This is a genomic window from Leifsonia shinshuensis, from assembly GCF_014217625.1.
In the GTDB taxonomy this organism is placed as follows: Bacteria; Actinomycetota; Actinomycetes; order Actinomycetales; family Microbacteriaceae; genus Leifsonia; species Leifsonia shinshuensis_A.
Window position 1 is genome coordinate 3,969,368 of sequence record NZ_CP043641.1, and the last position, 14,005, is coordinate 3,983,372.

Genomic DNA, 14,005 nt, shown 5'->3' on the forward strand with positions numbered 1-14,005 from the left:
AACCGAGCGCCTTGCTTCGTCGTGTCCTTCAGCATGCCCGCACCACGTTCCGCAGCTCCACCGATGGCCGCAGCAGGCCGCCCGCGCATCGCGCGAACCGTCGGGGAGCCTCCGCCGTCGCACCGCGGCTGAGGCTCCTCGGGGCGGTGGCGGCGGCCACGGTCCTCGCCCTCGTGGGCGGTGGACTCGTCGCCTCGCCCGCGCTCGCGGACACCGCGGCTCTCACGGTCGACAAGACCGTCGGCGACGGTCTCAAGGCACTCACCGTCACGCCCGGCGCCGAGTTCACGTACTCCATCCAGGTCGGCTGCGACGACAACGACTGCGTGGACGCGAAGCTTGTGGACACGCTCCCGGCCGAGTTCGCCGGGTTCGGCATCCTGGACACCAGCGTCCAGCCGAGCTCGAAGCCCGCGACCAAGACCCTCACCGGCTGCACAGACACCGTGACCGCGTCCTGCACGCTCACCGTCGTGTTCTCCGAGCCGGTCACCGGCGGCGTCGGCATCCCGGCGGGCGGAACCTACCTGGTCACGGTCACGCTCAAGGTCCCGCAGGGCCTCACGCCGCAGTCTCCCGCGGTGAACCACGCCGTCACGAATACGGCGGTCGGCACGTTCGCCGGCTCGGCCACCCCCGTCACGAGCAGCGCCGACGTGACGGTGAATGTGCCCACCTCGGTGGATGTCGCGGTCGGCAAGACCTGGACCCCCGCCGGCCAGCAGTACCTTCCCGGCGCTCAGTCGACCGTCTCCCTCACGGCGCAGAACGCGTCCAACGTCCCCGCCGCCACCCTGACCCTGCAGGATCCGGCCACCGCCGCCGACGCGGCGACCGCGCTCGACGCGGCCAACCCGTTCGCGCTGGTCGACTTCGCCGGCTTCGGCGGCGTGGTGCTGCCGCAGGGCGCGACGACGGTGCAGGTCGACGCGTACGTCGAGGACCAGTCCACCGGCGCTTGGGCCTGGCAGACCGGCCCTCCGGCCGTCCCTGCGGCGATCGCGCTCCCCGCCGGCGTGCAGAACTCCGATGTCGGCGGCCTCCGCTTCACCTTCGCCGGCCCGGACGGGACCGCCCTGACTGCGGGAGGCTCCGCCGGCTCGGTCGGCGTGCTCGTCGCTCAGCGTGCCACCAACCGTCAGACCGGCGCCGCCCTCGTCACCGGCGCGAGCGTGACCAACAAGGTCGCCGCCACCGTCGACGTGCAGAACCAGACGCCCGTGACCAAGACCGCCACCGCCCCGTTCGCGGTCGGCGGCCTCACCGTCGCCGTCACGCCGGGCAAGCAGATCGCACCCGCGCGCATCCCGGCCGGCACCACCGCCACGGCGACCGTCTCGGGCAAGAACGCTTCCAACGGCCCGCTCGACTCGCTCACCCTCTCCGACCTCGGCTACTTCACCGACACCCTCCGGTTCGGCGGCTTCGCGGCCGGGATCTCGTACCCGGCCGGCGCGACCGGAGCGCAGGTGGTCTGGCACTTCTCGGACGGCTCCACGCAGGCGGCTGCGTTCGCAGACGGCGCCACCCCGGCGACGCCGACCGCCCCGGCCGGCGCGCACCTGACCGGGCTGGAGGTCGCCTTCACCGGGGCGATCGCCGCGGGAACCGTCGCGACGGCGCAGTTCCTGATCGCGCCGACCTCGGACTTCGCCGCCGTCGGCGCGCACGTGGACACCACCAACACGCTCACGGTCACCGGCGTCAACGCCGCCGGCACGGCGAGTAAGCAGGCCACCGCGCCGCTCTCCGTGTTCTACCCGGACATCGAGCTGACCCTGAACAAGACGATCACGCCGTCCGCGCCGGTCTCGCCCGGGTCGACCGTGACCGCGCAGCTGCCTGCGACGACGTCCAGCGACTCCGCCTACGTGCGGCCGACCAGCATCGTGATCGAGGACGTCTACCGCCCGGGCGTCGCGAACGACTTCTTCAACGGGTTCGACCCGATCGCCATCGCGCCGACCCAGGTGCTGAAAGGCTCGACCCTGCAGGTCGAGTACACGACCGACGGCAGCACCTGGACGAGCCTTGCCACGGTCGATGCGACCGCCGCGGCGCAGATCTACCGCGCGGCCAGCCTCCCAGCCGGCGTGACCGGCCTGCGCTTCACCTTCGCGGACCCGGACGGCTTCGCCCAGGGCACCACGGTGCGCCCGTCGATCACGGGCCAGGCCCGCGCGACCCTCCGCGACGGCAGCGGCGCCACCGCGGTCGCCGGAGGCGCGGCCTCCACATACACGAACCACGCGGTCGCGGACACGCAGGGCTCGGTCGACGGCGCCGTCGTCACCGGCGCGCAGGTGACGGCCGACGCGAACGCCAAGATCCAGTCGAGCACCGGCGGCGCCGGCTCGCTCGGGATCGCCAAGAAGTGGACGAAGACCGACCTCACCGGAGACGTGACCGATCTGCCGTCGCAGTCCGGCGACCAGGCCGGCACGGTCCTGAGCTGGGGCGTCACCGGCACCGGCTACGGCTCGGTGACTCTGACCGACCCGGCCGGCGACCCCGCGCATCCCGAGTCGACCGTCTTCCAGTCGTTCGACCTGCTGCGCGTCGCCCCCATCTCCTTCACGGCCGATCCCGCGTTCCAGTGGGACACGGTCGGCTCCGTCCAGCTGTTCCGCGGCGGCGCCTGGGTGACCGTCGCTGCGCCGTCGGGAGGCTGGAAGAACAGCTCGGGCTTCGTCGGCTACACCCTCACCGCGGCGGAGACCGCCGACACCACCGGCGTGCGGATCACCATCGTGCCCGACGACGCCGCGCGTGCCGACGCCACCGATCCGACGGCGCCTCCGGCCGGTTCCGGCGTCGCGACCGTCGCGTTCGGCCAGTCCCGCCCGATCGGCCTGATCTGGCAGCTCCGCAACGTGCAGCGCGTTCCCGCCGACCCGGCGCACCCGTGGGTGACGGAGGGCACGGCCGCCTCGATCGACAACGTCGCGCAGGCCGACGGCGTGCAGGGCGGGACGCCGGTGCCGCCGGTCACCGGCCACGACACCGTCGCGCTGATCGACCAGCCGCCCGCGGTGAGCCTGACCAAGACCAGCTCGCGCTCGACCGTCGTGGTGCCGCACCTCGGCGACGTCGACCCGGCCGACTACCCGACGAACACCTTCACGCTCACGGCACAGAACACCGCGACCTCCCGGGCTTCGTACGTGCGGGTGACCGACCCGTCGCCGTGCGACGCGGGCGCCGAGACCGCGTGCCTGTCCGGGCCGTCGGCCTGGGGAGCCGACCCGTTCGCCGGCGCGACCTACAGCGACGCCAACGCGTTCGAGCGGCTCGACCTGACGCGCATCTCGTTCACGGTCCCGGCGGCTCAGGTGGACTCGGACGCCTCGCTCGTGACGCTCTGGCACCGCGCCGCGGACGGCACGACCACGACCTCGGTCGTCTCGCTGCGGACAGCGGCAGGGCTCGCCGCGAGCGACCTCGCGGACGTCGTCGGCGTCAGCGTCGTCTACCAGGGCACGTCGCCGCAGACCACGGGAGGCACCATCGCCTCCGGTCAGTCGCTGGTCATGTCGCTCGACACGCGCGTCCGCGCGGTCGCGCGCAGCACCGGGGCGGCGGTCACCGCGTTCCGCATCGACAACCACGCCTTCGCCCAGGGCTACGACCCGGTGCTGTTCCCGAGCGGCCAGGGCTCGCAGCCGTATGCGTCCTCGGACGCGTCGCTGAGCCTGACCACCGGCGCCCTCGGCGTCACCGCGGGCAAGTCGATCTCGCCGAGCACGCTCCTGGAGCGCGACCGCAACGCCCCCGTCACCGTCACGCTGACCGCGACCCCGGGAGCGGCGACGGCGGCGACGCACCAGGTGGTCATCACGGACGACGACCCGGCGTTCTGGAACCGCTTCGCGCTGACCGGGCTGAGCGCGGGCGACGTGACGCTCCCGGCGGGCGCCGACCAGGTCCGCGTCGACGCGCAGACCGGGGGCGGCAGCACCTGGATCATCGGCACGCCGGCCGCGACCGCGAGCCTGCCGACCGCGGCGGTCGGGCAGGTGACCGGCCTCCGGTTCACCTTCCTCCGCGCCGACGGCGCCCTGCTCAGCCGTTCGGCGGTGCCGGCCGGCTTCACCGCGACCGTGGTGCTGCACGTCGCGCTGCTCGGGGTCGCCCGGGACGGCTCGGCCATCCCGTTCCCCGGCACGGTCACCGACACCGTTCAGACGCTCAGCCACCGCACGGACGCGCCGCCGGTCTACGCCGACGCGTCGGCGGGCGCCGCGGCGAGCATGACGCTCGCCCCGGGCACGGCCTCACTCGACGTCTCGAAGACGCCGCTCAACAACGTGCACACCGTGTCGGTCGGCGACACCGTGCCCTGGACGCTGACCTTCGCCGCCACCGGGACCGGCTACCTCGACCTCACCGGGCTGACCGACACCCTCCCCGCCTCCCTGGCCTGGGACGGCGAGGCGCCGACGTTCTCGACGAGCGCCGGTGGGACGCTGTCGACCACGCCGACCGTGGCGTACGACGCCGCGAGCGGACGGTTCGGACTGACCTGGCCGGCCGGAGGCGCCCGGATGTCGCCGGGCGAGCGCTTCACGGTCGTCCTCGGCCTCATCCTGAAGCCGGGCCTCGCCGCCGGCGACCGCGCGACCAACCGGTTCGTCGTCTCGACCGTCCAGAGCCTCACGGCCTGCACCAACGGCTCGGGCAACGGGCAGGGCGTGCTGAGCGGTCTCCCGGCCACCCAGTGCGGCACGACCAACTACGTGCAGCCGGTCACCGGTCCGTCCCTGTACACGACCAAGGGCGTGCAGGGCGACGTCGTCGGGCGCACCGTCTCCGGCGCCGTCAACCTGACCTCGCCGGCCGCGACCTGCGCGACCGACGCGAACGGCTACTACGCCTCGCCGTGCGTCGCGAACACGGTCGTCGGCGGGACCGACCAGTGGCGGCTCAACGCCCTCAACACCGGGACCGTCGACTACACCTCCCTCGTGTTCGTCGACCCGCTGCCGACCGTCGGCGACCGGATGCTCGCCACGGGCGGCGCGCGCGGCTCGACCTTCCGGCCCGTCTTCGACGGCGCCTCCGGCGTGACCGTGCAGGACGTCCCGGCGGGCACGGCCGTGAGCTGGGAGGTCACCACCGAGCCGGGCGTCTGTCTGTCCGGGACCGCCACGGCCTGGCCGACCGACCCGACCTGTGGATCGCACCCGTCGTCCTGGACGGCGTCCGGGGCGTTCACCGGCGACTGGGCCGACGTCACCGGCATCCGCGTGACGCTCGACTTCGGCGCGACCACGGCCGGCGCCCTCCGTGGCGGTGAGGGCGCGACGGTGCTCTATCGCACCGTGGACCGTCCCGCGACCGCCACGGCGCCGGACGGGGCCCCGGTCTCACTGCCTGCCGCCGGTGCCTCCCCGGCCGTCGCGTGGAACCAGTTCGGCGCGACCGCGGCCCTCGTCGGCGGCGGCAGTGTGCGCCGGGCTCCGGTGAAGGCCGGCGTCACCATCGCGACAGGGCCGCTCCAGGTCGACAAGGTCGTGACCGGCGCCGCCGCCTCCGCCGCACCCGACGAGTTCGGCGCGGACATCGCCTGCACGGTCGCCGGAGTCCCGGTCGACCTGGGCGCCGCGGCGCACACCCTGCTGGAGCGGAGCGCAGGCTTCACCGCGCGGCTCGACGGCCTCCCGATCGGCGCCGACTGCACGGTGGCCGAGTCGGGCGCGGCCGGCGGCTACGGGGAGGCGTCCCGCGCGATCGCGAACGGCAGCGTGCACATCGCGGCCGGGGCGACCCAGGGCACTGTGCCGTCCGGCCAGGTCACGACGATCACCAACACGTTCGAGTACGGCCGCCTGGAGCTCGCCAAGCGCGCGTCGGACGCCGTCGTCGGACTGGACCAGCCCGTCACGTACACGGTCACCGTCACCAACATCGGCGCGCTCGACGCGACGGGGTTCGACGTGGTCGACACCCTCCCCGCCGGCGCGACGTTCGTCTCCGCCGACCAGGGCGGGACGCTCAGCGGCGGGAAGGTCACCTGGAACGTCGCGAGCCTGGCGAAGGGCGCCAGCCTCGACCTCCACGTGGTCGTGACCTACGCAGCCTCGGGCTACCCGGTCAACGGCGTCACGGTGACCACCCCGCCGGTGGGGCCGTGGCAGCCGCCGGCGGTCGACGGACCGTGCACGTCGGACCCGGCGTCGGCCTGCGCGACGATCTACGTCGACCCGCCTGCGCCGGCCGCGCCCGCGGGGGACCTGGCGAAGACCGGCAGCGCAGGCGACTACCTGCTCGTCGCGTTCTGGGCCGGCCTGCTCGTCCTGGCCGGGGCCGCACTGGTCGGCCGGCGCCGCCGCCGGGCCTGACCCTGACGGTCGGGACCTCCGCCTCCGCTCGGTCGGAGGCGGCGGTCCCGGACCGGCCGGCGGGGGAGACCGCGGGCTAGCATGGGCGGCGTGAGGGGAGGCACGATGCGTCGCTCCCGGTCCGTCCTGGCCGCGACCGCGCTCGCCGCTGCGATGGCGCTGGCCGCCTGCGCCGGGCCGCAGCCCGCGCCGACGGCCACCCGCACGGCCTCCTCCGCGCCGCGGCCCACCTACAGCGGCGCGCCTCCGTTCGCCGCGATCCCGTGGCAGCCGGGCACGACGACGACCGTGCTGGAGAAGGGCCTGGACGCGCCCTGGTCGGTCGTCCCGCTGCCCAGCGGTTCGGCGCTGATCAGCGAGCGCGACTCCGGGAAGGTCGTCGAGCGCCTGCCGTCCGGCGGCCTCCGCGACGTCGGCGCCGTGCCGGGGAGCGTGCACCTGGGGGAGGGTGGCCTGCTCGGGCTCGCCGTCCCGCCCGGCTCGACCCCGCCGTACCTCTACGCCTACGAGACCACCCGCTCCGACAACCGCGTCGTCCGGCTGCCGCTCAGCGGTGTTCCCGGGTCGTACGCGCTCGGCGCGCCGGAGCCGGTCCTCACCGGCATCCCGCGTGCCGCCAACCACGACGGCGGTCGGCTCGCCTTCGGCCCGGACGGCATGCTCTACGTCACCACCGGCGACGCCGCGAACCCCGCGAACGCACAGGACCTCTCCTCGCTCGGCGGGAAGATCCTCCGGATCACCCCCGAAGGGCAGGTGCCGCACGACAATCCGTTCCCCGGCTCGCCGGTCTGGTCCTACGGCCACCGCAACGTGCAGGGAATCGGCTGGGACGCCCACGGCACGATGTGGGCGAGCGAGCTCGGCCTGAACACCTGGGACGAGCTCAACATCATCGTGGCGGGCGGGAACTACGGCTGGCCGGTCCACGAAGGCGTCGCGCACGACCCGAAGTACGTCGACCCGGTCGCCGAGTGGCCGCCCGGCCAGGCGAGCCCCAGCGGCCTCGCCGTCGTGGGCGACACGGTGTTCGTCGCAGCGCTGCGCGGCGAGCGGCTGTGGACGGCGTGGTCGACGGCCGGGCACGCGCCCGTCACAGTGCGCGCCTTCCTCGACGGCGACCTCGGGAGGCTGCGCGACGTGGTCGGCCGCGGCGACTCGCTGTGGCTGCTCACGAACAACACGGACGGCCGCGGATCGCCGCGCGCGGGCGACGACGAACTGGTCCAGGTGCCGCTCATCCCCGCGCAGAACACGCGGCAACCGGGACAGCGCAGGTTTGCCGACTACGCTTGACGTGAACCGCACGACCTGGGAGCCGACCCTGAGCATCATCCTCGGATACGATCCGTCCACGCTGCGCGAGCGTGTCGACCTCCGCGCCGCCGACGAGCGGCTGGAAGAGCTCGGCAGCCTGCGCAGCTTGAGCGCGCTCAACGAGAAGACCGTGCTGCTGCGGCTGCTCGGCCGGCTCGACGAGGCCTACACCGTCGCGAACGAGGCGGTGCGGCAGGCGCGCTTCACCGGAGACCGGGAGCAGCTGCTCGGCGCGCGCATCCGCCGCGGCCAGGTGCTGCAGTACCAGGGCAAGTTCGATGAGGCGATCGTGGAGCTCACCGGCTGCGTCGACGAGGCACGCGGGCGCGAGTGGACCGCCCTGGAGGCGTTCGCGGTGCAGAACCGCGGCAAGGTGCATTTCGACATGCAGGAGTACGAGGCCGCGCTCTCCGACATGACGGCCGCCGTGTTCCTGCGCGAGAAGCTCGGCGCCTCCCCGGCGGAGATCGAGGGCGCGCTCACGGCGGTGGCCGTGGTGCAGCGGTTCCTGGAGGCGCAGCGCGCCGCAGCGGGCTCCGGCGCGGGGGAGACGGACGGCGGAGACGGCGTCGGATCTCCGGCGTAGGATTCCTGGCATGAGCCGACCAGGGAGCCCACGCTGATGGCAGAGCTGGAGCGTGTGCGCCGCTGGGCGGAGGCCCTGATCACCCTGCATCTCGACCCGAACGTGTGGAGCTTCGACTTCGACAACGCGAAGACCCGGGCGGGGCTGTGCAACTACACCGCCAAGCGCATCACGGTCTCCCGGTACCTGGCCGCCCGCTACGAGGACGACGACATCCACCAGATCCTGCTGCACGAGGTCGCGCACGCGCTGGCGGGCTCCCGCGCCGGGCACGGCCCGCGCTGGCGGGCGATCGCGCTCGACCTCGGCTACGAGGGCAAGCGGCTGCACGGTGGGGCGATCGCGGACGACCTGGCGCCGTGGGTGGGCACCTGCCCGCAGGGGCACACCCACTACCGCTACCGCAAGCCGGCCCGCGCGCTCGCCTGCGGGGCGTGCAGCCGGCGGTTCGACTCGGCGAACCTCATCTCCTGGGTGCACCGGGAGGTTTCGGCGGCGCAGCGGCGGATGGCCGCAGCGGCCGCGACGGAAGCCCTCGACGCGGACTGACGCCCGCGGCGTTTTTCAGACCGCTTCGACCGCGAGACGCGCGTCGAGCCCGTCGCGAACGGCCGGCCACTCCTCGCGCAGCACCGAGTACACGGCGGTGTCGCGCCAGGTGCCGTCGGCCCGCGGCTGGGTGTGCCGCAGCACGCCCTCGAACGTCGCGCCGAGCCGCAGGATCGCGGCCCGCGAGCGCTCGTTGAGCACGTCCGCCTGCAGCTTCACGCGCTCGAACCCGTGCTCGAAGGCCGTGCCGAGCAGGAGGCGCTTGGTCTCGGCGTTGACGCGCGTGCCCCAGACCTCCGGCGCGTAGGCGGTCCAGCCGATGTGCGCCGAGCCGTTCGCCAGGTCGAAGTCGCCGAGCGTCGTCGTCCCGACGATCCGGTCGCCGTCGCGCAGGCAGACGGCCGTGACGTTCGCGGTGTCCCAGGCGAGGTAGCCGAGGATGAACTCCCGCCACTCCTCGTACGTGTCGCGGTACGCGGCGAGCCCGCCGCCCCAGCCGCCGGCGAACACCGCGGGATGCCCGATGGCGTCGTGCAGGTCGGGGAGGTCGTCGAGGGTGAGCGCGCGGAGGCGGACCGTCGCGCCATCGAGCACGGCACGGGGATCGGGACGGGTCGCGGTCATCCGCCCAGTATCCCATCCGCTCCGCCCCTCCACGCGATTCGGACCGGGCCCGATAACCCACTAAGTTGGTTCGGTGCCTACCGACGCCCTCCTGCCCCGCGAGACGGGGCAGTGGATGGACGACGCGGACGGCCTGCGCTGGTGGTTCGACTCCGGCGCGCTCGCGCTGGACTTCGCGTACACCGGCGGAGCAAACGTGCTCGGCGGCGCCGGCGGCGGCAGCGATGACGCGCAGTGGCGCTCGGTGGACGACGCCGAGCAGCTCGGCGCCTGGCTGCAATCCCGGTTCCCCGAGGTGGCCGCGACCACCGGCGACCGCGAGTTCCGCGACGCCGAGATGCTGCGCGCGGCGATCGGACGGCTCGCCCGCCAGGCGTCCCGCGCCGAGATCCTCGGCCCGGCGGACGTGGACGTGGTGAACCTGTTCGCCGCGACCCCCGACATCCCGCCGGTGCTGGCCGGTGGAGGCCGCCAGGCCGGCCGCACCCTCGCCCGCCCGCACCAGGCGCTCGGTACGGTCGCCCGAGACGCCGTGCGACTGTTCGGCCCGGACGCCGACGGCCGCATCCGGGAGTGCTCGGCCGACGACTGCGGGCTGGTCTACCTCGACACCTCGCGCAGCGGCAACCGGCGCTGGTGCTCGATGCAGCGCTGCGGCAACCGGGCGAAGGTCCGGGCGCATCGGGCGCGCGCGGCGGGGAGGCGTGCGGGCGCCGCAGCCGGTATCGCAGAATAGGCGGATGGAGCCCAGCAGCCTCACCGTCGACCTCAACAGCGACCTCGGCGAGTCCTTCGGCGCCTGGAGCATGGGCGACGACGACGCGATGCTCCGGCTGGTGACCAGCGCGAACGTCGCGTGCGGCTTCCACGGCGGCGACCCCTCCACGATGCTCGCCACCTGCCGGCTCGCCGCGGAGAACGGCGTCGCTGTCGGCGCGCACGTCTCCTATCGCGACCTGGCCGGTTTCGGCCGCCGCAGCATGGACGTCCCTGCCGCCGAGCTGCGCGACGAAGTGCTCTACCAGCTGGCGGCGCTCGCCGGGATGGCGCGGGTGGCCCGGACCGCGGTGCGCTATGTCAAGCCGCACGGCGCCCTCTACAACCGGATCGTCCACGACGAGGCGCAGGCCGCCGCGGTGGTGGAGGCGGTCGTCGCGTTCGATCCGTCGCTGCCGGTGCTCGGCCTCCCGGGCTCGGCCGTCGAGCGGGCGTCCTGCGCGCGCGGGCTGCGGTTCGTGCGCGAGGCGTTCGTGGACCGCGGCTACCGCGCCGACGGCACGCTCGTCCCGCGGACGGAGCCAGGCGCCGTGCTGTCCGACGTGGCCGCCATCGCAGCCCGGGCGGTGCGGATGGCGCGCGACGGCGTGGTGGAGGCCGCCGACGGCGCCGAGGTCGCCATCGCCGCAGACTCCCTCTGCGTGCACGGCGACACCCCGGGCGCTGTGCGCATGGCGGAGGCCGTGCGCCGGGGTTTGGAGGAGGCCGGCATCGCGGTGAGGCCGTTCGTGTGACCACCCGGGTGATTCCCTACGGCGACAGCGCCCTGCTCGTGGAGTTCGGCTCTCTGGACGCGGTGCTCGGGATGCTGCCCGCCCTCCAGCGCACCCGGCCGCCCGGCGTCGTGGACCTCGTCCCGGCGGCCCGCACCATCGCGGTCCTGCTCGACCCGCACGTGCTGAGCCCGGCGTCCGCCCGCGGCTGGATCGAGCGCACAGCGCCGGAGCCGGCCGAAGCCGCCGACGAGGAGGTGGTGGACATCCCCGTCCGCTACGACGGCGACGACCTGGCCGAGGTGGCGGCGCTGCTCGGCATCGCGCCCGCCGAGGTCGTGGAGCGGCACACGGCCTCCCGGTGGCGCGTCGCGTTCGGCGGTTTCGCCCCGGGGTTCGCCTACCTCGTGACCGATCACGACGGCCTCGTGGTCCCGCGCCGGGCGACCCCGCGCACCTCCGTGCCCGCCGGGTCGGTCGGCCTCGCCGGCGCGTTCAGCGGGGTCTACCCGCGGTCGAGCCCGGGAGGCTGGCAGCTGATCGGCCGCACCGACGCGACGCTCTGGGACGCCGCGGCCGACCCGCCCGCGCTCCTGCGGCCGGGGGTCGTGGTGCGGTTCACGGCGGTGACGGCGTGACCGGCCTCCGCATCCTCCGGCCCGGCCCCCTGGCGCTGGTCGAGGACCTCGGCCGCCCCGGCCTCGCCGCGGTCGGCGTGAGCCCGTCCGGCGCGCTCGACCGCGGTGCGCTCGGCCTCGCCAACCGCCTCGTCGGCAACCCCGGCGGCGCGGCGGGGCTGGAGCTGCTGCTCGGCGGCTTCGCCGCACGCTTCGAGTCGGCCGCGTGGTTCGCCGTGACGGGAGCCGCGGCCCGCGTCACGCTCGACGGCCACCCGGTCGACCCGGACACCGCGGTGCACGCCACGGAGGGCGCCGAGCTCCGGATCGCGCCGCCGGTCGCGGGCGTCCGCAGCTACCTCGCCGTGCGGGGCGGCGTCGCGGTGGAGGCCGTACTCGGCTCCCGCTCGCGCGACACGCTCTCGGGGCTCGGGCCCGCTCCGCTCGCGGAAGGCGATCTCCTCCCGTTCGGCGCCGAGCCCGCCGACCCGGTCCCCGCGGTGGACTTCGTCCCCGTCGCCGACCTCGGCGCCGGCCCGGTGGAGGTCCGGGCCCACCGCGGCCCGCGCGCCGACTGGTTCACGCCGGCCGCCCTGGACGCCTTCTTCACCGTCGAATGGCGGGCGAGCGCCGACGGCGACCGGGTCGGCGTCCGGCTCGACCCTCCCCGCGTCCCTGCGCACGCGCGCGGCGTGGAGCCGGCCCCGCCGCTGCTGCTCGAGCGCGCCGTGCACGACGAGCTCCCGAGCGAGCCGATGGTCGCGGGTGCCGTGCAGGTCTCGCCGGACGGCCGACCGACCGTGCTGCTGGCCGACCACCCGGTGACCGGGGGCTACCCCGTCATCGCCGTTGTATCCGCCCGCTCTCTCGACGCCTTCGCGCAGCTCCGCCCCGGCCAGCCCGTCCACTTCCGCCACGCCTGACGACGGTGGCGGCGCGAGGTCACTCCCGGCGGGTGCCGCTCTGGAAGATGCTGCGCGCGGGTGGGGGAGACGGCACGCTCGTCGTGTCCGTCACGATGGGGGCGTTCGCGGCGAACTGGCGCAGCTCCTCGCCGGCGACGGCCTTCGCGGGGTGCGGACCGCTCGCGAGCAGCCGCGGCAGCCACTCCAGCGGCAGCGGCGAGTTCGACCCGACCAGCACCACGTTGCCGAACCGGCGTCCCTTCAGCACCTGCGTCTCCGCCAGCGCCGCGACGTTCTCCACCACCGCGCCGAGCGTCGACACCTGGCTGCGCGCGAACGTCAGCGGCGGCCCGTCGGCGACGTTCACGAGCACGATGCCGTCCGGCTTGAGCAGCGACACCGCCGAGCGGTAGAACTCCACGCTCGTCACATGCGCCGGGGTCCGCGACCCGCTGAAGATGTCGATGACCAGCAGGTCGACCTCCCCGCGCAGCCCGGCCGGCAGCTTGCCGACGACCTCGCGGGCGTCGCCGTGCCGGATGCGGATCTGCGCGTAGCGGGGGAGCGGCAGGTTCTCGCGCACCAGGTCCACGAGCCTGCTCTCCAGCTCCACCACCTGCTGCCGTGACCCCGGCCGGGTGTGCGCGACGTAGCGGGGCAGGGTCAGCGCTCCGGCGCCGAGGTGCACGGCCGTGATCGGCTGCCCCGGCTCGCCGATCAGGTCGATGACGTTGCCCATCCGCTGGATGTACTCGAAGAACAGCCGGCTGGGGTCGTCCAGGTCGACGTGCGACTGCGGCGTCCCGTCCACCACGAGCTGGTAGGCGCCCGGCACGAACCGGTCCGGCTCGATGGTGGCGAGGTAGCCGCTCTCGGAAAGGACGACCGACGGGAGCGGCGGGTTCTGTGGCACGGCGTCCAGCGTAGTCCGCGGCCTCCACCCGATCTCCACCCGCCTCTCCACCCGGTCTCCGCCGCCGGGCGGTCCCTGCGCCGCGGCGCTGACGCGATTCTTGAGGAGTGCCGGACGACCCGGCCGGAAGGACTCGGACCCATGAACGTGCAGACGCTGACCAACGCGATCCTCATCCTGGTGCTGATCGGCTGGGTGGGCTACCGGCAGATGATGTGGCGCCCGGTGTCCATCGCGAAGATGTGGCGCTTCCCGGCGATCATGTCGGTCGTCGGCCTGGTGCTGATCGTCCAGCAGGTGAAGCCGTCGTCGCTCACCCCGCTCGACCTGGCCGTGGTGGCCGGCGAGCTCGTGCTGTCCCTCGCGGTCGGCGCGTGGATGGGCGGGATCGCGCACTTCCGCCCGCTGGAGTCGCCCATCCAGGTCGGGAAGGACGCCCGCTACATCGCGACCTACGAGTCGCGCACCGGCGTGCTCGGGATCGTGCTGTGGGCGCTCGTGATCGCCGTCCGCGTCGGGGTGGACGTGCTGGCCTCGATGGCGGGCTCGCACCTGGGGACCGCGACCGGCGTCATCTTCCTGGTCTTCGCCGCCAACCGCGCCGCCCGGACCGCCGTCTTCGCGGCGCGTCTCGATCGGCACGCCGCGCTCGCCGCATGATGG

The 14,005-nt window shown here is 74.3% G+C and carries 11 protein-coding genes; 9 read left to right on the top strand and 2 right to left on the bottom strand.

The genetic code is table 11. From position 1 onward, the window contains the following. The first annotated feature begins 146 nt into the window (after positions 1 to 146). The 4 genes from F1C12_RS19330 (at position 147) to F1C12_RS19345 (ending at position 8,793) form a co-directional block, all read left to right on the top strand. The gene (locus tag F1C12_RS19330) at positions 147 to 6,341 is read left to right on the top strand and encodes a DUF5979 domain-containing protein (RefSeq protein WP_185276462.1); all 6,195 of its coding nucleotides are present in this window, start codon (positions 147 to 149) and stop codon (positions 6,339 to 6,341) included. An 81-nt stretch (positions 6,342 to 6,422) separates the two neighbouring features. After that, positions 6,423 to 7,637, top strand: a complete 1,215-nt coding sequence (locus F1C12_RS19335; RefSeq protein WP_374939536.1) for a PQQ-dependent sugar dehydrogenase — start codon at positions 6,423 to 6,425, stop codon at positions 7,635 to 7,637. A 1-nt stretch (position 7,638) separates the two neighbouring features. Further along, entirely contained in the window at positions 7,639 to 8,244 is a 606-nt protein-coding gene (locus tag F1C12_RS19340; protein WP_258046024.1) for a tetratricopeptide repeat protein, read from the top strand. Positions 8,245 to 8,280: 36 nt separating this feature from the next. Next, the gene (locus tag F1C12_RS19345) at positions 8,281 to 8,793 is read left to right on the top strand and encodes a SprT-like domain-containing protein (protein ID WP_185276463.1); all 513 of its coding nucleotides are present in this window, start codon (positions 8,281 to 8,283) and stop codon (positions 8,791 to 8,793) included. A gap of 15 nt (positions 8,794 to 8,808) precedes the next feature. Here the strand turns inward: F1C12_RS19345 and F1C12_RS19350 are convergent, their stop codons facing one another. Then, positions 8,809 to 9,417 (bottom strand): GNAT family N-acetyltransferase, encoded by a 609-nt coding sequence (locus F1C12_RS19350; protein WP_185276464.1) that lies wholly within the window; start codon positions 9,415 to 9,417, stop codon positions 8,809 to 8,811. A 73-nt stretch (positions 9,418 to 9,490) separates the two neighbouring features. On the opposite strand from F1C12_RS19350, the gene F1C12_RS19355 reads away from it, so the two are divergent. From F1C12_RS19355 to F1C12_RS19370, 4 genes are read left to right on the top strand one after another with little or no spacing between them, the layout of a single operon-like run. Beyond that, on the top strand, positions 9,491 to 10,153 hold the full coding sequence (locus F1C12_RS19355) for a CGNR zinc finger domain-containing protein (RefSeq protein ID WP_258046025.1): 663 nt from the start codon (positions 9,491 to 9,493) through the stop codon (positions 10,151 to 10,153). Between the two features lie 4 nt (positions 10,154 to 10,157). Further along, positions 10,158 to 10,928 carry a LamB/YcsF family protein gene (locus F1C12_RS19360; protein ID WP_185276465.1) on the top strand — a complete coding sequence of 257 codons (771 nt, stop codon included), beginning with the start codon at positions 10,158 to 10,160 and terminating at the stop codon, positions 10,926 to 10,928. Next, the gene (gene pxpB / locus F1C12_RS19365; protein ID WP_219732656.1) at positions 10,925 to 11,545 is read left to right on the top strand and encodes a 5-oxoprolinase subunit PxpB; all 621 of its coding nucleotides are present in this window, start codon (positions 10,925 to 10,927) and stop codon (positions 11,543 to 11,545) included. The genes F1C12_RS19360 and pxpB overlap by 4 nt, the downstream gene beginning before the upstream one ends. Beyond that, positions 11,542 to 12,447 (top strand): 5-oxoprolinase subunit C family protein, encoded by a 906-nt coding sequence (locus F1C12_RS19370; RefSeq protein WP_185276466.1) that lies wholly within the window; start codon positions 11,542 to 11,544, stop codon positions 12,445 to 12,447. The genes pxpB and F1C12_RS19370 overlap by 4 nt, the downstream gene beginning before the upstream one ends. A gap of 19 nt (positions 12,448 to 12,466) precedes the next feature. Here F1C12_RS19370 and F1C12_RS19375 read toward each other — a convergent pair whose 3' ends face one another. Next, positions 12,467 to 13,342 carry a spermidine synthase gene (locus F1C12_RS19375; protein ID WP_185276467.1) on the bottom strand — a complete coding sequence of 292 codons (876 nt, stop codon included), beginning with the start codon at positions 13,340 to 13,342 and terminating at the stop codon, positions 12,467 to 12,469. Positions 13,343 to 13,483: 141 nt separating this feature from the next. Here F1C12_RS19375 and F1C12_RS19380 point away from each other — a divergent pair, with 141 nt between their 5' ends. Further along, positions 13,484 to 14,002, top strand: coding sequence for a hypothetical protein (locus F1C12_RS19380; RefSeq protein WP_185276468.1), 519 nt, complete (start codon positions 13,484 to 13,486; stop codon positions 14,000 to 14,002). The last annotated feature ends 3 nt before the right edge of the window (positions 14,003 to 14,005 follow it).

Excerpts from the sequence above, each read along its gene's own strand:
- F1C12_RS19335 (WP_374939536.1), top strand. The coding sequence starts at position 6,423 with ATGGGCGGCGTGAGGGGAGGCACGATGCGTCGCTCCCGGTCCGTCCTG.
- F1C12_RS19380 (WP_185276468.1), top strand. The coding sequence starts at position 13,484 with ATGAACGTGCAGACGCTGACCAACGCGATCCTCATCCTGGTGCTGATC.
- F1C12_RS19345 (WP_185276463.1), top strand. The coding sequence starts at position 8,281 with ATGGCAGAGCTGGAGCGTGTGCGCCGCTGGGCGGAGGCCCTGATCACC.
- F1C12_RS19360 (WP_185276465.1), top strand. The coding sequence starts at position 10,158 with ATGGAGCCCAGCAGCCTCACCGTCGACCTCAACAGCGACCTCGGCGAG.
- F1C12_RS19350 (WP_185276464.1), bottom strand. The coding sequence starts at position 9,417 with ATGACCGCGACCCGTCCCGATCCCCGTGCCGTGCTCGATGGCGCGACG.